Origin of the sequence: Ruegeria sp. HKCCA4008 (genome assembly GCF_013033125.1) — a bacterium.
Taxonomy (GTDB): Bacteria; Pseudomonadota; Alphaproteobacteria; order Rhodobacterales; family Rhodobacteraceae; genus Ruegeria.
In genome coordinates this window covers 188,336-207,721 of sequence record NZ_WQDM01000004.1, presented here as the reverse complement: position 1 = coordinate 207,721, position 19,386 = coordinate 188,336, and the positions used below count along the sequence as shown (strand labels likewise).

19 protein-coding genes are annotated in these 19,386 nt (G+C 59.0%); 8 read left to right on the top strand and 11 right to left on the bottom strand.

The features are described 5' to 3' along the window. Positions 1-9: 9 nt before the first annotated feature. Both GOW60_RS11485 and GOW60_RS11480 read right to left on the bottom strand, forming a co-directional pair. The gene (locus tag GOW60_RS11485; protein WP_171229373.1) at positions 10-1,029 is read right to left on the bottom strand and encodes a TRAP transporter substrate-binding protein; all 1,020 of its coding nucleotides are present in this window, start codon (positions 1,027-1,029) and stop codon (positions 10-12) included. Between the two features lie 70 nt (positions 1,030-1,099). Next, positions 1,100-3,133, bottom strand: coding sequence for an FAD-dependent oxidoreductase (locus GOW60_RS11480; protein ID WP_171229372.1), 2,034 nt, complete (start codon positions 3,131-3,133; stop codon positions 1,100-1,102). A gap of 103 nt (positions 3,134-3,236) precedes the next feature. Here GOW60_RS11480 and paaG point away from each other — a divergent pair, with 103 nt between their 5' ends. From paaG to GOW60_RS11460, 4 genes are read left to right on the top strand one after another with little or no spacing between them, the layout of a single operon-like run. Beyond that, complete coding sequence (paaG, locus tag GOW60_RS11475; protein ID WP_171229371.1) at positions 3,237-4,022, top strand: 2-(1,2-epoxy-1,2-dihydrophenyl)acetyl-CoA isomerase PaaG; 786 nt, start codon at positions 3,237-3,239, stop codon at positions 4,020-4,022. A gap of 2 nt (positions 4,023-4,024) precedes the next feature. Further along, entirely contained in the window at positions 4,025-4,450 is a 426-nt protein-coding gene (gene paaI / locus GOW60_RS11470; RefSeq protein WP_171229484.1) for a hydroxyphenylacetyl-CoA thioesterase PaaI, read from the top strand. A 24-nt stretch (positions 4,451-4,474) separates the two neighbouring features. Continuing rightward, positions 4,475-5,785: a phenylacetate--CoA ligase PaaK gene (gene paaK, locus GOW60_RS11465; protein ID WP_171229370.1), complete on the top strand. Its 1,311-nt coding sequence runs from the start codon at positions 4,475-4,477 to the stop codon at positions 5,783-5,785. Between the two features lie 3 nt (positions 5,786-5,788). Next, positions 5,789-6,385, top strand: a complete 597-nt coding sequence (locus GOW60_RS11460; protein WP_171229369.1) for a TetR/AcrR family transcriptional regulator — start codon at positions 5,789-5,791, stop codon at positions 6,383-6,385. A 99-nt stretch (positions 6,386-6,484) separates the two neighbouring features. On the opposite strand, the gene GOW60_RS11455 is transcribed toward GOW60_RS11460, so the two are convergent. From GOW60_RS11455 to GOW60_RS11425, 7 genes are read right to left on the bottom strand one after another with little or no spacing between them, the layout of a single operon-like run. Continuing rightward, positions 6,485-7,540 (bottom strand): aldolase/citrate lyase family protein, encoded by a 1,056-nt coding sequence (locus GOW60_RS11455; protein ID WP_171229368.1) that lies wholly within the window; start codon positions 7,538-7,540, stop codon positions 6,485-6,487. Between the two features lie 11 nt (positions 7,541-7,551). Then, positions 7,552-8,352, bottom strand: coding sequence for a 2-oxo-hept-4-ene-1,7-dioate hydratase (hpaH, locus tag GOW60_RS11450; protein ID WP_171229367.1), 801 nt, complete (start codon positions 8,350-8,352; stop codon positions 7,552-7,554). After that, positions 8,349-9,203: a fumarylacetoacetate hydrolase family protein gene (locus GOW60_RS11445; RefSeq protein WP_171229366.1), complete on the bottom strand. Its 855-nt coding sequence runs from the start codon at positions 9,201-9,203 to the stop codon at positions 8,349-8,351. Before GOW60_RS11445 ends, hpaH begins: the two co-directional genes overlap by 4 nt. Next, complete coding sequence (locus tag GOW60_RS11440) at positions 9,200-10,597, bottom strand: pyridoxal-dependent decarboxylase (protein WP_171229365.1); 1,398 nt, start codon at positions 10,595-10,597, stop codon at positions 9,200-9,202. The genes GOW60_RS11445 and GOW60_RS11440 overlap by 4 nt, the downstream gene beginning before the upstream one ends. Before the next feature lie 58 nt (positions 10,598-10,655). Next, positions 10,656-11,498, bottom strand: a complete 843-nt coding sequence (gene hpaD, locus GOW60_RS11435; RefSeq protein WP_171118157.1) for a 3,4-dihydroxyphenylacetate 2,3-dioxygenase — start codon at positions 11,496-11,498, stop codon at positions 10,656-10,658. A gap of 54 nt (positions 11,499-11,552) precedes the next feature. After that, complete coding sequence (gene hpaE / locus GOW60_RS11430) at positions 11,553-13,061, bottom strand: 5-carboxymethyl-2-hydroxymuconate semialdehyde dehydrogenase (RefSeq protein WP_171229364.1); 1,509 nt, start codon at positions 13,059-13,061, stop codon at positions 11,553-11,555. Between the two features lie 3 nt (positions 13,062-13,064). Further along, the gene (locus GOW60_RS11425; protein ID WP_171229363.1) at positions 13,065-13,463 is read right to left on the bottom strand and encodes a 5-carboxymethyl-2-hydroxymuconate Delta-isomerase; all 399 of its coding nucleotides are present in this window, start codon (positions 13,461-13,463) and stop codon (positions 13,065-13,067) included. Positions 13,464-13,568: 105 nt separating this feature from the next. On the opposite strand from GOW60_RS11425, the gene hpaR reads away from it, so the two are divergent. Next, complete coding sequence (gene hpaR / locus GOW60_RS11420) at positions 13,569-14,009, top strand: homoprotocatechuate degradation operon regulator HpaR (protein ID WP_171229362.1); 441 nt, start codon at positions 13,569-13,571, stop codon at positions 14,007-14,009. 44 nt (positions 14,010-14,053) lie between these two features. Here the strand turns inward: hpaR and GOW60_RS11415 are convergent, their stop codons facing one another. Both GOW60_RS11415 and GOW60_RS11410 read right to left on the bottom strand, forming a co-directional pair. Further along, entirely contained in the window at positions 14,054-15,406 is a 1,353-nt protein-coding gene (locus GOW60_RS11415) for an aminotransferase class III-fold pyridoxal phosphate-dependent enzyme (RefSeq protein WP_152460585.1), read from the bottom strand. A 34-nt stretch (positions 15,407-15,440) separates the two neighbouring features. After that, positions 15,441-16,220 carry an IclR family transcriptional regulator gene (locus GOW60_RS11410; protein ID WP_171229361.1) on the bottom strand — a complete coding sequence of 260 codons (780 nt, stop codon included), beginning with the start codon at positions 16,218-16,220 and terminating at the stop codon, positions 15,441-15,443. A 108-nt stretch (positions 16,221-16,328) separates the two neighbouring features. On the opposite strand from GOW60_RS11410, the gene GOW60_RS11405 reads away from it, so the two are divergent. From GOW60_RS11405 to GOW60_RS11395, 3 genes are all read left to right on the top strand, one after another. Continuing rightward, positions 16,329-17,258, top strand: coding sequence for a tripartite tricarboxylate transporter substrate binding protein (locus GOW60_RS11405; RefSeq protein ID WP_171229360.1), 930 nt, complete (start codon positions 16,329-16,331; stop codon positions 17,256-17,258). A gap of 63 nt (positions 17,259-17,321) precedes the next feature. Then, positions 17,322-17,858 (top strand): tripartite tricarboxylate transporter TctB family protein, encoded by a 537-nt coding sequence (locus GOW60_RS11400; RefSeq protein WP_171229359.1) that lies wholly within the window; start codon positions 17,322-17,324, stop codon positions 17,856-17,858. Between the two features lie 7 nt (positions 17,859-17,865). Beyond that, positions 17,866-19,386, top strand: coding sequence for a tripartite tricarboxylate transporter permease (locus GOW60_RS11395; RefSeq protein ID WP_171229358.1), 1,521 nt, complete (start codon positions 17,866-17,868; stop codon positions 19,384-19,386).

Genomic DNA, 19,386 nt, shown 5'->3' with positions numbered 1-19,386 from the left:
CCGGCTGCGTTACTGGGCAGCCATTTCGTTAACGATCATGTCATAAGCGGCTTGCGCATTAACACCGGTGCCATTGACTTCTTCGATGACCTTGGCACGCACATCGGCAGCGATCGCATTGAACTTTTCCAGATCTTCAGCAGAGGCTGCATTGATCGCGTTGCCCTCGGTCTGTTCGGTCGCTTCACGGCCGATCGCGTCGATCTCATCCCAGATTTTACCGATTTCGCGGCTCAGCGGTTCGCCGAAGACCTGTTCTTCCAAAGCGGCCTGCACATCGGCGGGAAGATCCGCAAAAGTGTCTTCGTTCATGATGAACGCAAATGACCCGCGATACAGGCCACCCGGAACTTCATATACGTTTTGCGCCACTTCGGTCAGCTTGAAACCCTTGCGGGATTCAAATGGCATGACCACACCATCAGCAGCTTTCGACGCGAGTGTCTCGTATACTTTCGGCGCAGGAACCTGAATTCCGGTTGCGCCCAGCGCGGTGCCGACATCTCCGCCGACACCACCCGGGATACGCACCTTGAGGCCCGATACCTCGTTGAGGTTGGTCACCGGGCTGCTGGAATGAAGCTGTGCCGGGCCGTGTGTGTGCAGGGCGATCACTTTCACACCGCGATGTTCGTCCGCCGCCTTGAGATACTTGTCGTATGTACGCCAATACGCGACCGAGGCCGCTTCGGCCGAGCCCTCATATCCGGGCAGCTCAATCATCTTGGTGGTGACGAAACGACCGGGCTGGTATCCGTGGAAGATGATCGACGCATCCGCCGCGCCATCCATGATCAGGTCCATCTGCGCCGGCGGCGGGGCAATTCCCAGCTTCAGTTCAGCAGTGACTTTGCCGTCGGTGGCTTCTTCGACCATTTCCACGAATTTCGGCCACATCTTCGCGTTGATGCCGTGGGTCGGCGGTGCCCAGCTGGAAATCGTCAGCGTATAATCCGCCGCCAGCGCCACTGTGCCCAAAACGGCCAGCGCGGCCGAGGCCAAAAGAGTGCTCAACTTGGTGAACTTCATGATTTTGTCTCCTCCCTGTGAAACATGACTCGAGAATGCGTTAATGGTCACTTTTGTAACCATCAACATGTTAATTGTTTTCCAACTGGCCCGCGAGGCGCCACGAACCGGGACTTTCTTTCGCTACGGTTAGCATATTTGCGGCGCACCGGCTGATGCCGATTTCGTTGCAATAGTTCATCGGTCCTCCTCTCCAGCGGGGAAAGCCGTATCCATGGATTTGAACCATATCGACAGCTTCGGCGTTTTCCGCGATCCCCTCTTCAATGATCAAAGCGCCCTCGTTGACCAAGACCGCCAGCAACCGCGAACTGATTTCCTCGTTCGAAAAATCCCTGCGGGTGATGCCCTGCTGGTCGGAATAGGCTTCGATCAATGCCTCAACTTCGGGGTCCCGAACCGGATCGCGACTGCCCTCTTCATAGCGGTACCACCCTTTGCCGACACGCTGGCCGAAACGCTCGCGCTGACAAAGCTGGTCCGCGATGGTGACATAACGTTCCTTCGGGTCGCGGTTGGCGGCATTGCGTTTGCGGTTCGCCCAGGCAATTTGAAGACCGGTCAGATCCTGAAGCTCGTAAGGCCCCATGGGCATCCCGAACGCCCGCATTGCACGGTCCACCTGATAGGGAAGCGCCCCATCTGCCAGCAGATAATCGGCCGCGCGCCGATAAGCGGCCAACATGCGGTTGCCAATGAACCCATCGCAGATACCCGACAGCACCGAAACCTTACGAAGCTTTTTGCCAAGCGCGACCGCGGTTGCGACCACTTCAGCAGAGGTTTGCGGAGCTACCACGACCTCGAGCAGTTTCATGACATGGGCCGGGCTAAAGAAATGCAGCCCGATGCATCGGGCCTGATTGCCGACGTCCGCGAAAATTTCGCGCGGGTCCAGATAGGACGTATTGGTGGCCAAAATCGCATCGCTGCTCATACGCCTTGCCAGCTCGTCAAATACCTGCTGCTTGACGGACAGGTCTTCAAAGACGGCCTCGATCGCCAGTTCGGCATCCGCAGCGTCTGCATAACTGTTCACCGCACGAAACGCAGCAAGGCGATCCCGAAGCTGCGCCTCGGACATCTTGCCTCTCTTGACCGCGCCTTGCAGCAGACCCTCGACCCGATTGTGCGCTGCGGCCGCAGCGTCAGCGTCTCGCTCGATCAACGTCACGGACAGCCCGCCGTTCAGGGCCGCAGTTGCGATCCCTGCCCCCATCAACCCACCTCCGACAACGGCGATCCGTGTTATGTCACGGGCGGCCACGTCTTTGATCAACGAAGGTTTGGACACGGCACGTTCAGCAAAAAAAGCGTAGCGCAAAGCGCGGCTTTCCGGGCTTTGGCGCAACTCGAGATGGCGCGCGCGCTCTTTCGGTTGTGCGGTGGCAAATGGCTCAACCGACCAACCAAGCGCCGTCAGGTTTTCCAACGGCGATTTCTGACCCTTGGCGCGTTTTTTCAAAGCCTCGCGGCTCGCCTCCAACAGATCCGGCGCAAACTCCGCCACAGCACGCTGGCTGACAGGTATTGGGCGTTCGGGAAGGTCGGCAACCAATTCCAGGACAGCAGCCCTGGGGTCTTCGGCGACGCGGTCGACGCCGCCAAGCTCGGCCAGTGTCTCTGCCCTGAGAATTTTGCCCGAACAGGCCATGTCAATTGCAGCCTGCATCCCGACCAGACGCGGCAATCGTTGTGTGCCCCCTGCCCCGGGGATCAAGCCCACATTGACTTCCGGCAAACCAAAACCCGTTCCCGGCGCTGCGATCCGCCACGCACAGGCCATGGCGATTTCGAACCCGCCGCCCAGCACGTTGCCATGCATGCAGGCAATGAACGGAACCTCGCTGTCTTCGATTTTCTGAACCACGTCGGGCAAGTGCGGCTCGACCGGCGGCGCATCGAACTCGGACATGTCGCCGCCTGCGACAAAGGTTTTTCCAGCGCAACACAGCACCGCCACGCGCGCGCCCTTGACCGCATCAACCGCGTCAGACAGCCCTTGCCGAACACCTGTCGACGTCGCGTTTACCGGCGGGTTGTCAATGGTGACCCACGCCACGTCGCCCTTAAATTCAACGCTCACCAGCGACGACTGCGACATTTGCAATCCCTTTGATCGGTTCAGATTCGGTTCGGGTTTATATATTGACCAACCGTTCGGTTAATGCAATGATTAAGTTGAAACGAGACCAGATGAGACAGTCATGAGCGATACGATTCTTGTACAAGACAACGGGAACTGGGCCGAAATCACCCTGAACCGCCCGGACAAGCTGAACTCGTTCAATGAAGAAATGCACCTGGCGCTTCAGGAGGCGCTGAAAGCCGCGCGCGACGGCGGGGCCCGCGCGATATTGCTGACCGGTGCCGGACGAGGCTTTTGTGCCGGTCAGGACCTCGGCGATCGCGACCCGTCGAAAATGGATGGCCCGCCGGATTTAAGCAAAACGGTACGCAGTTTCTATGCCCCTCTTGTCCGGTTGATCCGGTCGATGAATATCCCGGTGATCTGCGCCGTGAACGGAGTAGCCGCCGGGGCGGGTGCTAATCTGGCGCTGGCCTGTGATATGGTTCTGGCCGCGGAAAGTGCGAAATTCATTCAGAGCTTTTCCAAGGTGGGCCTGATTCCCGACACAGGCGGCAGTTGGCACTTGCCGCGCCTGTTGGGCGAGGCACGCGCCAAGGGGCTGGCCCTGACAGCCCAACCCCTTCCGGCCAAGCAAGCCGAAGATTGGGGGCTGATCTGGAAGGCGGTGGCCGATGATCAATTGATGACCGAAGCGCGCGCACTTGCCGCGCAATTGGCAAACGGCCCCACCCTCGGGCTCGGGCTGACAAAACAGTGCATTCAAACGGCTGCCACCACGTCCCTCTCGGATCAGCTTGAGATCGAAGCAGACGCAATGAAGACCTGCGGGGAAAGCGCGGATTACGCCGAGGGCGTATCCAGTTTTCTTGAAAAGCGGGCGCCGAATTTCCAGGGACGCTGATGATGACACCCAAAGAACGTGCCACGAAATCCGCTGAAGCGATGTGGGCGAATGACCAAGCCAGCAAATGGTTCGGGATGGATCTGGTCGAAGTCGACGAAGGCCGTGCAGTTCTGACCCTGACAGTCGGGGACCATCACTGCAACGGGCACGGCATTTGCCACGGGGGCGTCACTCATGCCCTAGCCGACAGCGCCTTTGCCTTCGCCTGCAACAGCCGCAACGTGGCAACCGTCGGCCAGCATACGATGATGAGCTACCTCGCGCCCGGAAAAAAAGGGGACCATCTGACCGCAACCGCGTCAGAGGTTGCCGTCACCGGCCGCAGTGGCATCTATGACGTCCGCGTCACCAACCAAGACAACACCCTGATCGCCGAGTTTCGCGGAATGTCCCGCGCGGTCGGCGGGCAGAATTTTCAGGAATAGCTTCGCGACTGGAGGAGTGACGCGATGGAAGACCTTTCCCCAAACAAAGCGGATCTGGACCCGATCGAGATCGCCTCGATCGACGAAATCCGCGCGACGCAGCTTGAACGCCTCAAATGGTCCGTTCGCCACGCCTATGAGAACGTTCCGATGTACAAGCAACGGTTTGACGAATCCAGTGTGCATCCCGACGATCTTCAGCAGCTTTCGGATCTGGCGAAGTTTCCGTTCACGTACAAGAATGATCTGCGTGACAACTATCCCTTCGGCCTGTTCGCCGTTCCACGTAGCCAGATCATTCGCCTGCACGCCTCGTCCGGTACGACGGGCAAGCCGACGGTCGTGGGCTACACGAAAAACGACATCGACAATTGGGCGGATCTGGGCGCAAGGTCCCTGCGCGCATCGGGGTTGCGCAAGGGGGACATGGTGCACAATGCCTATGGTTACGGGTTGTTCACCGGCGGACTTGGCGCACATTACGGCATCGAGCGGCTTGGCGCGACCGTCGTCCCCATGTCCGGCGGGCAAACCGAAAAGCAAGTCAACCTGATCAACGATTTCCGGCCCGACGGGATCATGGTTACGCCTTCCTATATGCTCAATATCCTTGAACAGTTCCACAAGGCGGGGCTCGACCCGCGTGAAAGCTCGCTGAAGGTTGGCGTGTTCGGTGCCGAGCCCTGGACAGACGCCATGCGCGCCGAAGTCGAGGATGCGTTTGATATGCATGCGGTCGACATCTATGGCCTGTCCGAAATCATGGGGCCCGGGGTGGCCAATGAATGCGTGGAAACCAAGGATGGCCCGGTGATCTGGGAAGATCACTTCCTGCCTGAAATCATTGATCCCGCGACCGGAGAGGTCCTGCCCGATGGCGAAACTGGCGAGTTGGTGTTCACGACCCTGACCAAGGAAGGTTTGCCGATGATCCGCTATCGCACGCGCGATCTGACCTGCCTGCTGCCGGGGACAGCACGATCCATGCGCCGGATGGCCAAGATCACCGGTCGCAGCGACGACATGATGATCCTGCGCGGCGTCAACGTCTTTCCCAGCCAGATCGAAGAACAGGTCATGGCGACGGGGGGCCTGGCCCCTTATTATCAGATCGAGCTGTACAAATCCGGCCGCATGGACGCCATGCGGGTTTATGTTGAATCGTCTCCGGATTCCACCGACGAACTGTCCAAGACGGCCGCGGCACGGATGCTGACCAAGCGGATCAAGGACGTCGTTGGCGTCTCAACGGAAATTGTTGTAGGTGACCCCGGCGACGTCGAACGCTCTCAGGGCAAGGCGAAGCGCGTCGTCGACAATCGCGATAAGGAATAAGCCGTGGCCCGTACAATCGCCAAAGATCACGACCAGAAGCGGAAGCAAATCCTGAAAACGGCCGCCAAAGTGTTCGCCGACCAAGGGTTTGATCGCGCCTCGATGACCCTGTTGGCAAAAGAGTGCGGGATTTCCAAGGCAAACATCTACCACTATTACGACAGCAAGGATGCCATCTTGTATGACATCCTTGAAACCTACCTGCGCGAGCTTCGCGACCGCATCTGCAATGTGGATCTGAACGGTCTTACGTCTGAACAGAAGCTGCGGAAAGCGGTGCGCGAAATCCTGTTTGCCTACCAGGGCGCAGATGACGAACACCGAGTGCAGATCAGCGGCATGAGCGCGTTGACCGAGGAACAGCAGAAACTTCTGCGCGGGTATCAGCTGGAATTGGTGAATTTTGTGCGCGACATCCTGAAAGAGCTGGCCCCGACAGCCTTCAACGATGACAAGGACAAGCTGCGCGGCACCACGATGTCAGTTTTTGGGATGCTGAACTGGTATTACATGTGGAACAGCGGAGCAGGGCCCAAGGCCCGCGAAGACTATGCCGATCTGGTCAGCACTCTGACCGTCCATGGTATCCACAAGCTCTAGCTGGGGCCTTTCGGGCAAAACCGTTCGAAATCCAACGCAGGTATGCCTGCCCTTGACCCGTTGCCACAGTGGCAGGTTCAGGGCCGCAACGTGTTTCCCTCATCCTGACCAATCAATGCGGAACTCTTCCCGAAACGCAAAACGCGCCAGATGAGCCTCGATGACCTGTTGCCATCGGGCCAGATCACCGCGCGCCCGGGTGGCGGCGGTTACGGTCAAGCTGGTGTCGCCTGCCGAAAGGGTGACTCGGTTCCCGTCCGGAAAGCTCACGCTGCCTTGCGTTTCATCGAATGTCACCCGAGCCTTGTGCGACCAGTGTTTGCAAAGCTGTTGCAGGTATTTCGACGCCGCGCCTGTCTGTGCGATTCCCGAAGCCACCTGATCGGGCAGCAGGCTGAGCCCATCAGCAGCAGCGGCCCGGATTGCCTTGGCGAACAAAGTCACATCGATGTCCGTGGCCACGAATGTTGCCCCCAGATCCAGGCATTTTCGCTGCATGACCGGGTCCAGCGACAATATCCCTGCCGGTTTGCCTGCCGCAACGATGCGCCGGATCGCATCAAGAACGGCCTCGATCACGTCCGGGTGCCCGGCATCGCCGATATGGCCCATATCTGCGGCCAGATCCGACGGGCCGACGAACACCCCATCGACGTCGGTCGCCAGGATGTCGTCCAGCGCCTCCAGCCCAAGCCTGTTTTCGACCTGCACCAAAAGACAGATCTGCTCGTCCGCCGTTTTCAGATAATCCGGGATAGCCGCAAAACGCGAGGCCCGCGCCAAAGCGGAACCTACGCCCCGAACGCCACGGGGTGGATACTGCACGGCCCGCACCAGTTCGCGCGCCTGATCGCCGCTTTCCACCATCGGCACCAGAATGTTCTGCACACCGGCATCAAGATATTGCTTGATCATCCAGGTCTCGCCAATCGGCAGGCGTGCGACGGGGGTACTGCCAGATCCTTCAATCACCCTCACCTGCTCGAGGATCGAGCGCAGATCGTTTGGCGCATGCTCTCCGTCGACCAGCAGCCAGTCAAACTGCGCGGTTGCGGCGATCTCGGCGGTATAGGCATTGGCCAAGCCGATCCAACACCCGATCAAAGGGGTTCCCGACGTCAGCGCGGCCTTGAACGTATTGATTGGCGCAGGCATTGGCGCTCCTTTCAGGCGAAATTGATATCGACTGAGCCGAACGGCCCGAAATCCGCGTGGATTTCCGTTCCCGAGGGGCATTCGACCGGGCGGATGAAGCTGCCGGACAGAACAACCTGGCCCGGCGCGATGCTCTGACCGTATTGCGCCATGCGTCGCGCCAGCCACACGACGCTTTCGACCGGATCGTTCAACACCCCGGCGCCCAGACCGGTTTCCTCGATCTCGCCATTGCGGAAGGTCAGCGCGCCAACCCATCGCAGATCAAAGGCATCCACCCTGTGGCGATCATTGCCCAAAACGATACCGGCATTGGCGGCGTTGTCACTGATCGTGTCAAACACCGTGCGGGCCTTGCCGGTTTCGGGATCCACCCGTTGAATCCGCGTATCCAGAATTTCGATGGACGGCGCGACGTAATCCGTCGCCGCGATGATATCTGCGCGGGACACGTTTTCCCCGCCTATGGCCGATTTCATGACAAAGGCAATTTCGGCCTCGATCCGGGGCTGGATGAAACGCCCGGCCGGAACGGTGGCACCCTGTGCAAACACCATGTCGTCAAACAGAATTCCACTGTCAGGAATGTCGATGTTCAAAGCGTATTGCATGGCTTTCGAAGTCAGGCCGATCTTCCACCCGATCACCTTGCGCCCTTCCGACAGTTTCTGGCGACAGATGGCGTTCTGCACCTCGTAAGCGTCATCCATGCCCATCTCGGGGTGGCGCAGGCTGAGCAGGCCAATCTGTTCATGCGTTCGTTCCGCCTGCAACAGGTCAGCGGCCGCGCGCGCATGGTCTTCGGGCGTCATACTTTTTCATCCTCGACCGTGTTTCGCAGAGTACCGATACCGTCGACCGAGACCTCGACCACATCACCGGGCGCCAGGTATTTGGGCGGGTCGAACCGCGCACCCGCCCCGGTCGGTGTACCGGTCACAATGATATCGCCGGGCAGAAGCGTCATGAAAGTCGAGATATATTCGATCTCGCGCCGGATCGGGAACATCATGCGGTTCAGCGTATCATCCTGCCGCAGCTCGCCATTCACGCGGGTTTGAAGACGCGCCTCATCCAGCTGAGCCGCATCCGTGAACGGAACCAGCCACGGGCCGATGGCCCCGGAGCTGTCCCAGTTCTTGCCTTGTGTGACATTGAACTTGGCGTGCCGAACCCAGTCGCGAATGGTACCTTCATTGCACAACGTCAGCGCGGCGATGTGATCATACGCGTCCTGCTGCGGAATGCGGCGGCCCGCCTTGCCAATCACGATGGCCACTTCGCCTTCGTAATCCAGCGTGTGGTTTTCCGGCGGGCGGATCAGAGGCCGGTCATGGCCGGTAAAGCCACTGGCGAAACGCGGGAACAGGGACATGTATTCGGGCTGCGCGCTGCCATCTTTGTACTCCGCGTTCCGGTCGGGAAAGTTCACCCCGACGCAAAGGATACGTCGCGCATCCGGCATCACCATGTCATAGGCGAAATCGGGATGGGTGACTGGTTTGCCCCCGGCCGCCTCTGCCAGCTGATCAAACGCCCCGGCCGCGATCACCTCATAAAGGCTGTCGTGTTCCGGGAATTCCTGGTTCAAGGCAATGGCACCACCGTCGGTGATTGCCCCGAAGAAACGTTCTTCGCCCGATACGAAAGTGGCAAACCTCATTTCATGGCCTCCCACACGTCCCGGATCACGTCCGCCGCCATCAACACGTCGTCGCGGGTGGTATCGAACTGCCCGACCTGAAAGCGGATGATTTTGCGGCCGTCGAACATGCCCTGCGTCAGGTAAATCCGGCCATCGTCATTCAGCGCGTCCACCAGACGCTGCTGCTGAGCATCGTCCCCCGGGCAGCGGAAGGAAAACAGGCTGAGGATCGGGCCGGTTGTGATCTCGAACCCCTCGATCGCACCAATCTTTTCCGCCAGTTCGCCGGCCCATGCCACATGGTTGCGGATGCGTTCGCGCAATCCCTCCAACCCATATGACCGCAACAGGAACCAGATTTTCAACGCCCGGAACCTGCGGCCCAGCGGGATGGTCCACTCCGAGTAATTCGTCACCTCGGCTCCGGTCGTCTTGAGGTATTCCGGTTCGATTTTCAGCGTATCGAGCTGCGGCGTGGCGTCCCTCAGGAACTGGATGGCACAATCGAATTGCGCACCCATCCACTTATGCGGGTTGAAGACGATGCTGTCATAGCGGTCGACGCCCTGCCACAAAGCCCTGCGGAATTCGGGGCAGATCATGGCCGAACCCGCCCAGGCGGCGTCGAGATGGGTGTAGAGGTCGTATTTTTGGGCAATATCAGCCACGGCCATCAGATCATCGCAGGCCCCCACACCTGTGCCACCGGTAATTGCAACGATCCCGGCCGGGATATGTCCGGCGGCGACGTCATTCTGAATGGCGGCCTCAAGCGCCGAGGGGACAATTCCGAAATTCGGCCCCTGCGTGGGCAACTTGACCAGATTGTCCTGACCGATCCCGGCAACCCAGCATGCCCGGTCAATCGACGAATGCACCTGATCGGAACAATAGATCCGCAACGCCCCCTTGGCGTTCAGGCCTTCCCGGTTGCCGGTAAAGCGGGTGGCCCGTTCCCGCATGGTCAGTACCGCCGACAAGGTGGCCGAAGAGGCGCTGTCCTGTATGACGCCGGTCATACCCTCGGGTAATCCGAGGGCCTGCCGTAGCCAGTCGACCATGACGCCCTCGACCTCGGTCGCGGCAGGCGAGGTCTGCCACAACATGCATTGGGCCGCGATGGTCGTCACCAGCATCTCGGCCAACATGGACGGGGGCGCAGCGTTGGCCGGGAAATACGCAAAAAAACGCGGATGCTGCCAATGGGTGATGCCCGGCATCACGATCCGTTCGAAATCGGCCATGATGGCGTCCATCGGCTCGCCTGTCTCGGGTGGCGTTGCAACAAGCTGTGCCGCGATTTCCCCCGGCGCGGTCTGGGCCCGCACGGGACGTTCAGCAAGTGTCCTGTGATAATCCGCCGCCCATTTCGAGATGTGCTGACCCCAATACGAAAACGTGTCCCAGTTCATCTACTGACTTTCCTTTGTGACGGGATCACCGCCAAACCCTTTTGTTCCGTTGCGTGCGTCACACCGAAAAGCTGACATTGGCCTGACCGGTGCCAGAGCTGCCGAAATACGGGGTGTAAATGTCGATCTCACCCTTGTAGCTTCCCCACCCCAACGCACCAAACAGCAAAGCGGTGTCATTCATGGCGCATTCACCGGTGCATTTTTTTGCATAGTCCGGCAGCATTTCCAGAAACTCTTCAAATCGGCCCTGCTGCCACAGCTCCAGAACGCGCATGTCCATCTGGCGGTTGAACTCGCCATTCACGGCATTCAGCCCGTCGACCGAGCGTTCATTCGGCGTAAAGTCGTGGCTGAGCGAGCCGGACGCCAGAATGGATACATTGCGGTCCGAACGTCGGATACCCTCGGCAATGGCCTCGCCCCAGGCCCGGTTTTCCGCAATCGACGAGAATTGATTGACCGCCACCGGCAAAACCCGGGCATTCACGCCATCATTGATGAAATGCATCGGCAGGAGGGTGCCGTATTCCATGCCCATATCGGGGTGCGAATGGCCCAGCGCCCGCTCTCCCCGTTCGCGCAGAACGTCAAGGATGGTTTCCCCAAGTTCATGATCGCCGCGATAGTCGAACTCCATATCCGCCAACATATGCGGCAATTCGTGACTTATGAACCGGCCCTTGTGATGTTCCTTCGTGTTCAGGTGAAACCCTTGATTGGTGATCCAATGGGTGTCGAAAACGATGAACGTCTCGACCCCGCGGTCGATCGCGTCCTGACGCAGGCGTGCATATCCATCAATGGCGGATTGCCGGATGCCCTTGTACTTTGGCATCGTGTGGGACATCCAGATGCTGGGTACATGCGTGATCTTTGCGGCCTGTACTATCTTTCCCATGGCAATTCCTCCTCGTGTAATGGGCTTGCCCCAGCCGGGGTCGGCCTACGTGATCTATTTACCCAACTGCATGATCTTGTGCTGACCGGTGGCAAAGCCGATATGTTTCTGTTCCATATAGAATTCAAAGCTCCAGTCGCCGCCATCCCGGCCGATGCCGGACGCTTTGACCCCACCGAACGGCGTGGGCAGGTGTCGCACGTTCTCGGAATTCACCCAGATCATTCCAGCCTCCAGCCTGTCTGTAAACCGAAGCGCGCGGGTCAGATCATTGGTCCAGACATAGCCGGTCAGGCCATACGGCGTGTCGTTGGCGATCTCCAGCGCCTCATCCTCGGTCGAGAACGGGATCGAGGTCAGGACAGGGCCAAATATCTCTTCACGGGCGATGCGCATCCGGTTGGTGGCATTGGTGAACAGGGTCGGCCGGACGAAATAGCCCGCATCCCCCACCGTGACGCCGCCAGCGGCGACAGTTGCGCCATCTTCCTTGGCGATTTCGAAATAGCTCGTGACCTTGTTGTAGTGTTCTTCGGTCACCAACGGCCCGATCTCGGTCTCGGGGTCCAAGGGGTGGCCCACCTTGATGTTGTTGACGCGCTCAATCAATCTGGCTTCGAAGTCTTTCTTGATGGTGTCCTGCACCAAAAGCCGCGAAGACGAGGTGCAGCGCTCGCCATTGATCGAATAGATCATGAAGATCACGGCATCCAAAGCACGGTCCAGATCCGCATCATCAAACACGACAACCGGGTTTTTTCCACCCAGTTCCAGATGGTTGCGCTTATGGGTATCTGCGCCTTGCTTGACGATCAGACTGCCGGTACGGCTTTCGCCCACAAAGGCAATGGCCTTGATCAGCGCATGCTCGCACAAAGCCTTGCCAGCGTCGGGTCCGAACCCGTTGACCGTGTTCAGCACACCTTTGGGCAGCCCTGCCTGTTCGGCGATTTCCACCAGCAGGCGGGCCGTCAGAGGGGAATCCTCGGCGGGTTTGTGAACCACCGTGCAACCCGCAGCCAGGGCCGGCGCGATCTTCCATGTCGACAGCATGAACGGCGTGTTCCACGGGGTGATCACGCCAACCGGGCCAATCGGCACACGGGTCGTCACATTCATCAGCGTCGGAGACTTCAGGTGCTGCCCATCCCGCGCCTGAATCACCTGATCCGCGAAATACCGGAAGTTCTCAGCCCCGCGCAAAGCTGCCTTTGACATGAAGCGCAGGGTCTGCCCCGTGTCCCAGCACTCGCACAGTGCTATTTCCTCGGCGCGCGCTTCAATGGCATCAGCCACATTCAACAAGATGCGACGGCGTTGGGTGGCGGGCATGTCTCGCCACTCTGCAAAGGCTGCGTGGGCGGCCTTGGCTGCCGCGTCGATGTCATCTGCCGTGCCATGGGCAACATCACAGATCACGGATTTATCGACGGGCGAGACCGACTGAAACACTCCGGCAGATCCGTCCCGGTCTTCACCCGCGATACGGTTGCGGATGCCCGTTTCCCGGAACCGGTCCAGAAAGCCGTTCAGCTTTTCGATGTTTGTGTCCAGTGCGCTCATGCGTCAGGTCTCCTGCGTGGTCGCCGACAGGTGGTCGCGGATCGTACCGGCCTTGGGCGACAGCTTGGGGTCGATGTCACGCATCTCAAGCGAGAGCGCGATGGAATGCTGTGAAAAAACCGGCGCCAGATATGTTTTGACCGCCTCGAATATGCGCTGTGTCGCATCCTCTTTGACATCCGCGGATCGGCCCGCCCGCAGGCGGATCGAGATATCAATGAATCCATGCGCCGGGTTGCCGTCCGCTATGGCGTAATGATCGACCCGTGTCGCGCGCACACGAATGCCGGGCATGGGAAAGGTCTCGATTCCAGCCGCCGTTGACCGAATGCACTCGCACAGGCCATCCATGTCGATCCTGTCTTCAAGATTGCCGGAATATTCGACGTGGAAGTGAGGCATGGTCTCTCCTTTATTAGTTAACATGTTTAGTTTTTAATGCACCCCCTGTCAAGAGATTGCTTTGTTAATCTTTGCAATTCTCGAAACGGCGTTCTAGAAGGCCGCATGAACACTCAAAGCCATTCCAAAAGCACCGCCCGGTCCCTTCCGATCGCGTTGCTGCGTGCCCGCGAAACCGTCATGGCTCCGATCCGGGATATGCTGCAAGGCATCCAACTGACCGAGCAGAAATGGCGCATCCTACGCGTTCTGGACGAGTTGGGCGAAGTGGAGCAAAGCACCATCGCGCACGAGGCGTGCCTGCTGCTGCCCAGCGTGACCCGCATTTTGCGCACGATGGAGGCCGACGGCCAGATCACCCGCCGTCAGGACAGCGACGACAAACGCCGCACCATGGTCAAGATCACCGAAGCAGGAAGCGCCATCCTCAGGGAAAACCTGGCCACTTCACTTGCGATCTCCAGCAATATCGAAGCGCAGATGGGCAAGGAGAAGCTGGATCAGCTGCTGGATCTGCTCGAGGAGCTGCAAGCCATCAAAGTCTGACCCCGCCAGGTTCCGACGGGGTCGGTTGACCGCCTACTGACCGCCTACAAAGTGGCAAGACCGGTATCCAGCGCCGACAGAATTTTGGCCACATCTTCCGAAGTAACGATCAGCGGCGGCGACAGAATGATGTTGTTGCCAGATACACGCACCATCACGCCATCTTCATATGCGGCTTTCTGAACCTGAAGCGGCAGGTGTTTTGCGACAGGTGCCTTGGTCGCCCGGTCCGAAACCAGTTCCAATGCACACATCAGCCCCTCGCCGCCCCGCACGTCCCCGATCGCGTCATGCTTGTCGGCCAGCTTTTGCAAGCCGGCAAACAACTCGTCCCCGCGCGCAGCAGCATTTTCCCAGATCCTCAGCCGGTTGATCTCGGACAGGGCGGCCAAGGCCGCGGCCGCCCCGACCGGATGGCCAGAATAGGTGTACCCCTGATCCACGGATGCCAGGCCCGTGGTGTCACTTTCAAACACCTCTGCGACCGCACCGGAAATCATGGCCGCGCCAAAAGGGAAATACCCGTTGGTGATCGCCTTGGCCGTCGTCATGATGTCGGGCTGAACACCCCAGTGCCGCGCACCGCTTTCGCTGCCGGTGCGACCAAAAGCGGTGATGATCTCGTCCGAGATCAGCAGGATGCCGTGTTTCGAACAGACCTCGCGCACCATAGGCATGAAGCTCTTGTGTGGCGGGATCACACCGCCCGCGCCCAGCACCGGCTCCATAATGAAGGCGGCAACAGTGTTTGCACCCTGAAAAGCGATCTCGGCCTCAAGCGCCTTGACGCAAAGCTGCGCCAGACGCTCGGGGTCGGTTTCGTCAAACGGGTTGCGATAGGTCCACGGCGCAGGCACGTGAAAACAGCCGGGCATCATCGGCTCATACACCGCGCGGAATTTCTGGTTGCCGTTGACCGAGGCGGCAGCAAAATGGGTGCCGTGATAACCCTGCTTCAGGCTGATGAACTTGGTGCGCCCTGCTTCACCCCGGACCTTGTGATATTGACGCGCAAGCTTCAGCGCAATTTCGACCGAATCCGACCCGCCCGACGTAAAGAATGAACGGGTCAGCCCGTCGGCCTCGAAGAACTGGGCCAGCTCATAGGACAGCTCGATCGCCTTGTCGTTGCTGGTGCCGCGAAAGGTCGAGTAATAGGGCAACGCGTTCAGCTGATCCGCTATGGCCTGTTTCACCGGTTCACAGGAATAGCCCAGATTGACGTTCCACAACCCCCCCACGGCGTCCAGCGCCGTGTGGCCATCGACATCAGTGATGTTGACCCCTTCACCACCGCTGAGAATGGTCGGTGGGTTCTTCCGGCTGTCGGCTGGGTGCGCCATCGGGTGCCAGAAGTACCGGGCGTTGTTTTCCTTCAGAAAGTTGGAGTCTTTCATGTCGCGGGTCTCCGAGTGTTGAATCCGCCCTGGGTCACGGGTGGAATCCGGTTGGAAAGGAGTCGGGCAACTGGCCGCCAAAACCAGCAGTCAGATCAGCCGAAAGTGAATGCAGCGTGGACAGTATTGCCGGAAGGCGGTCGCTGGTTGCCCGGGTTTCCGGGACAGCTATCGCGATGGTACCCAATGCGACCTGATCGATGCCGAAGATCGGCGCGGCATATCCAAAAACACCTTCTTCGTAACTGCCACGGCTGTCGGCCCAGCCTGAAACTCTGATCTTTGCGACCCGTTCCCTGATAAGCTTCGGATCAGTAAGCGTCGCTTGCGTAAACCGTGCCTGCACGTGCTGATCCAGCTGCTCCAAAAGGTGAGCCGGCCCGAAACTGAGCATGCAAAGACCTGATGCCGTCGCATTGAGCGGAAGCATCTCGCTGGGATCCAGACTGACACGGACACTGTGCAGCGTTGTTTCCACCACAAGCGCCGTCTGCAACCCCGTTTTCTCAAGCAAAGACAGATGCAGGGATTCACCGACCACCTGCATGGCGGCCTGCATCTTTTGGCGCGCGCCCTCAATGCCGGGCCTGGCGATCTCTCGCAGCGCGGCCAAACGCAAAGCCGCCGGGCCGATCGCATAGGATTTCGTCATCGGATTCTGCTCGATCAACCCGAACTCCTCGAGCGCGCGCAGGTGCCGCAATGCCGTTGCTTTGTTCAGCCCGGACAACCGCGCAAGGTGACTCAGCCCGATCTCCGGGCGGGCATTGGAAAAGTAGTCCAGCATTTTTAGGGCGTTAAGGGCTGTACCCATGTGCGTGTGGTCCTCTTGCTCAGGTAATACTTGACAGAACTAACTTAACAAAGCAACATTATTATTGTTAACGCGGTTCAAATAATGAACCACTATCGGGAGGTGTCAATGAAGAAATTTCTAACAGCCGCCGCTTTTGCGGCTTCGGCCACTGCCGCACTGGCTGAATACCCTGAAAAGCCAGTAAGTTTTGTCGTCCCCTGGCCTCCGGGTGATCTGGAAGATGTCCTTACCCGGATGATCGCCGACGAATTCCAAGCCATGTACGGTGTGCCTGCCGCTGTCGTGAACAAACCCGGCGGCGGAGGCGGCCCATTCCCCGGCGCGGTCGAGGTAGCAACCGCTCCGGCGGATGGCTACACCATCGGCTCATTCGTCATCGGCGTACCTGTCATCGGTCCCGAAATCGGAATTCCCGAACTCAACCCGAATCCTTTTGATCCAATCGGCATCTTCCTGACCTATCCCTTCGTCATCGCGGCCAGCAAAGACGCGCCGTTTTCAAATTGGGAAGAACTGGCCGACTACGGCAAGGAAAATGACGTGGCGCTTGGCCATTTCGGATCGGTTCTGCCCCCCACTCAGGTCACATTTGCAGCTGCGGTCAGCAGCGGGTTCGACTTTGCCAGCGAAGCGGCATTCGACGCCCTGGATTGCAACACGCTGGCCTCAGGCGACGTGGATGTCATCAATACGACGCTACAGCTGATCCTTCCCTGCCTTGATCAGATGAACGTCCTTGCCAGCATCGGCGGCGAGCGGATTTCACTGGTTCCGGATACGCCGACGATCGTGGAACTCAATCCGGATCTGCCATTGGCCCTTTGGAACGGGCTGTTCGTACACAAGGACACGCCCGCCGACGCGCGTGAAAAGATCTCGGCTGCCGCGCAGAAAGCGTTGTCCTCGGACAAGGCCAAAAAGCTGGCTGAGGAAACGGGTGCCCTGATCTACTGGCAGGACCCGGACGCTTCGAATGCTCAGATCGAGCAGGACAAAGCCTCTTTCGCCAAGATCGAAGAGATTCTGGGCGAATAATCTGAAACAGGCCCGGCCAGATCGAACATCGCCGGGTCTGTTTGATTCAAACAGGAGGCCAAGATGATAGCAAAGACGCTGCAAGACATGTTCCGACGGTATCGACGTCCTGGCGATATTGTCTTTGCCTTGCTTTTCTTCGGCTTCTCCCTGTTCCTTCTCAGCCAGATCGGCGCTGAGACTCAGGCCGTCAAACGAACCAAGTGGTTTGCGCAACCCGCCCTGTGGCCCAAGATCGCGATCTGGGGCATGGTTTTGTTCAGCGGCCTCCACTTGCTGGGCTCCTTCCTGTCCCCACGCATTCCCGGACGGTTGCGAGAGGTGACGTTCTGGTTGATGTCCCTCGAATACGTTGCCTACTTCCTGATCTATGTCGTGGCGGTTCCGTGGCTTGGATACCTGCCATCGACCATGCTTTTTGCAGCCCTGCTGACGATACGATTGGGGTTTCGATTGCCCGGCGCTTTTTGCGTTGCACTTGCCTTCGGCGCGGTCGTGGCAGTCGTTTTCCGCGCGTTGCTTCAGGTGAACATTCCTGCCGGTCGGATATACGAATACCTGCCCGACGGGCTGCGCGCCTTTGCGCTGACCTACCTGTGAGGCCAAGATGGACAATCTGATTTCCGGCTTTGCAATCCTGGCGCAGTGGCAGGTCGTCGTGGCGCTGATCATCGGATCGGTGGGCGGGGTCATCATCGGCGCGTTGCCCGGCGTCGGCGCTGCTGTCGCAATTGCCATCCTGCTGCCCGCCACCTTCGCGTTCGAGCCCATCGTCGGCCTGACCCTTCTGTTGGGCATCTACGGATCGTCCATGTATGGCGGCGCAATCCCCGCCATCCTGATCAACACGCCCGGTACCGCCGTCAACGCGCTGACCACCTATGACGGCTATCCCATGACCAAGCGCGGCGAGGGCCACCGGGCCCTGTCGCTGGCCTATTCGGCGTCGTTTTTCGGCGGCATCTTCTCGATCCTCTGTCTGATCATCCTGTCACCCGTATTGGCCTGGGTTGCCCCGCATTTCGGCAGCCGCGAGATTTTTCTGGCCGCACTCATGGGCATCCTTCTGGTGATCCTGGCCCATCGCGGGCAAACCTTCTCGGCCGCGATGCTGGCATTCTTCGGCATCTTCCTCAGCACCGTCGGTCTGGAACCCGTCAAATACACCAAACGTTTCACCTTTGACCAAACCTGGCTTTCGTCAGGTGTCGATCTGATCGTGGTGGTTCTTGGGTTGTTCGCCATCAGTCAGGCGCTGCTGTTGCTGGTCGACAAAGAACACGCGCCGGGCGAAGCCCATGTGCGCGGCAGCATCTTCGCGGGCCTCAAAGAGCTGCTGGGCCTGAAACGCATCGCGACGGTTTCGTCATCGCTGGGTGTGCTGATGGGCATGATACCGGGTACAGGCGAATTCACATCACAGTTCCTGTCATACACATACGCACAGAAAACCTCTGAGGAGCCGGACAAATTCGGCGATGGCTCACCCGAAGGTCTGGTGGCGTCCGAGGCGGCCAACAATGCCGTTCCCGGGGCTGCGATGATTCCACTGCTGGCGCTGGGTATTCCGGGCGAGGCGCTGACCGCGATGATGCTGTCCGTCTTCTACGTTCACAACGTGATCCCCGGGCCGCAGCTTTTTGCCGATCAGATGGATTTTGTCATGGCGCTGTACATGTCGCTGATCCTGCTCAACGTGATCGTTCTGGTCTTTCTTTTGTTCTCGACCAACCTGCTGCTGAAGATCATTCAGATCCCGACGCGCTTTCTGGGAATCATGATCCTGACGCTGTCCTTTGTCGGTGTTTTCAGCCTGCGCAACTCAGTCACGGACTGTGCCATTGCCGCCGGGTTCGGCGTGTTCGGGCTGATCCTGAAGCGCCTGAACCTGCCCATTGTTCCGATCATTCTGGGCATGGTTCTGGGCGGGATCATGGAAGTCAAACTGCGCAGCGCCATGGCGCGGGTGAAGTCGCCACTTGATTTCATCGACCGGCCGATTGCCGCAATACTTTTCATCATGATCCTCGGGATCCTTCTGCTGCACGTTCGCTCGCTGATCAAGGAACACAAGGAACGTATCAGACCGCAGCCGGTTCTCGACGAAGACTCAACTCAGCAAGGATAA

Bases quoted from the DNA above. Each gene is read 5' to 3' on its own strand.
- paaI (WP_171229484.1), top strand. From the start codon at position 4,025: ATGACACCCAAAGAACGTGCCACGAAATCCGCTGAAGCGATGTGGGCG.
- GOW60_RS11485 (WP_171229373.1), bottom strand. From the start codon at position 1,029: ATGAAGTTCACCAAGTTGAGCACTCTTTTGGCCTCGGCCGCGCTGGCC.
- GOW60_RS11455 (WP_171229368.1), bottom strand. From the start codon at position 7,540: ATGCCTGCGCCAATCAATACGTTCAAGGCCGCGCTGACGTCGGGAACC.
- hpaH (WP_171229367.1), bottom strand. From the start codon at position 8,352: ATGACGCCCGAAGACCATGCGCGCGCGGCCGCTGACCTGTTGCAGGCG.
- GOW60_RS11405 (WP_171229360.1), top strand. From the start codon at position 16,329: ATGAAGAAATTTCTAACAGCCGCCGCTTTTGCGGCTTCGGCCACTGCC.
- GOW60_RS11445 (WP_171229366.1), bottom strand. From the start codon at position 9,203: ATGAGGTTTGCCACTTTCGTATCGGGCGAAGAACGTTTCTTCGGGGCA.
- hpaR (WP_171229362.1), top strand. From the start codon at position 13,569: ATGAACACTCAAAGCCATTCCAAAAGCACCGCCCGGTCCCTTCCGATC.
- GOW60_RS11440 (WP_171229365.1), bottom strand. From the start codon at position 10,597: ATGAACTGGGACACGTTTTCGTATTGGGGTCAGCACATCTCGAAATGG.
- GOW60_RS11480 (WP_171229372.1), bottom strand. From the start codon at position 3,133: ATGTCGCAGTCGTCGCTGGTGAGCGTTGAATTTAAGGGCGACGTGGCG.
- GOW60_RS11400 (WP_171229359.1), top strand. From the start codon at position 17,322: ATGATAGCAAAGACGCTGCAAGACATGTTCCGACGGTATCGACGTCCT.
- paaK (WP_171229370.1), top strand. From the start codon at position 4,475: ATGGAAGACCTTTCCCCAAACAAAGCGGATCTGGACCCGATCGAGATC.
- hpaD (WP_171118157.1), bottom strand. From the start codon at position 11,498: ATGGGAAAGATAGTACAGGCCGCAAAGATCACGCATGTACCCAGCATC.
- GOW60_RS11410 (WP_171229361.1), bottom strand. From the start codon at position 16,220: ATGGGTACAGCCCTTAACGCCCTAAAAATGCTGGACTACTTTTCCAAT.
- hpaE (WP_171229364.1), bottom strand. From the start codon at position 13,061: ATGAGCGCACTGGACACAAACATCGAAAAGCTGAACGGCTTTCTGGAC.
- GOW60_RS11425 (WP_171229363.1), bottom strand. From the start codon at position 13,463: ATGCCTCACTTCCACGTCGAATATTCCGGCAATCTTGAAGACAGGATC.
- paaG (WP_171229371.1), top strand. From the start codon at position 3,237: ATGAGCGATACGATTCTTGTACAAGACAACGGGAACTGGGCCGAAATC.
- GOW60_RS11395 (WP_171229358.1), top strand. From the start codon at position 17,866: ATGGACAATCTGATTTCCGGCTTTGCAATCCTGGCGCAGTGGCAGGTC.
- GOW60_RS11415 (WP_152460585.1), bottom strand. From the start codon at position 15,406: ATGAAAGACTCCAACTTTCTGAAGGAAAACAACGCCCGGTACTTCTGG.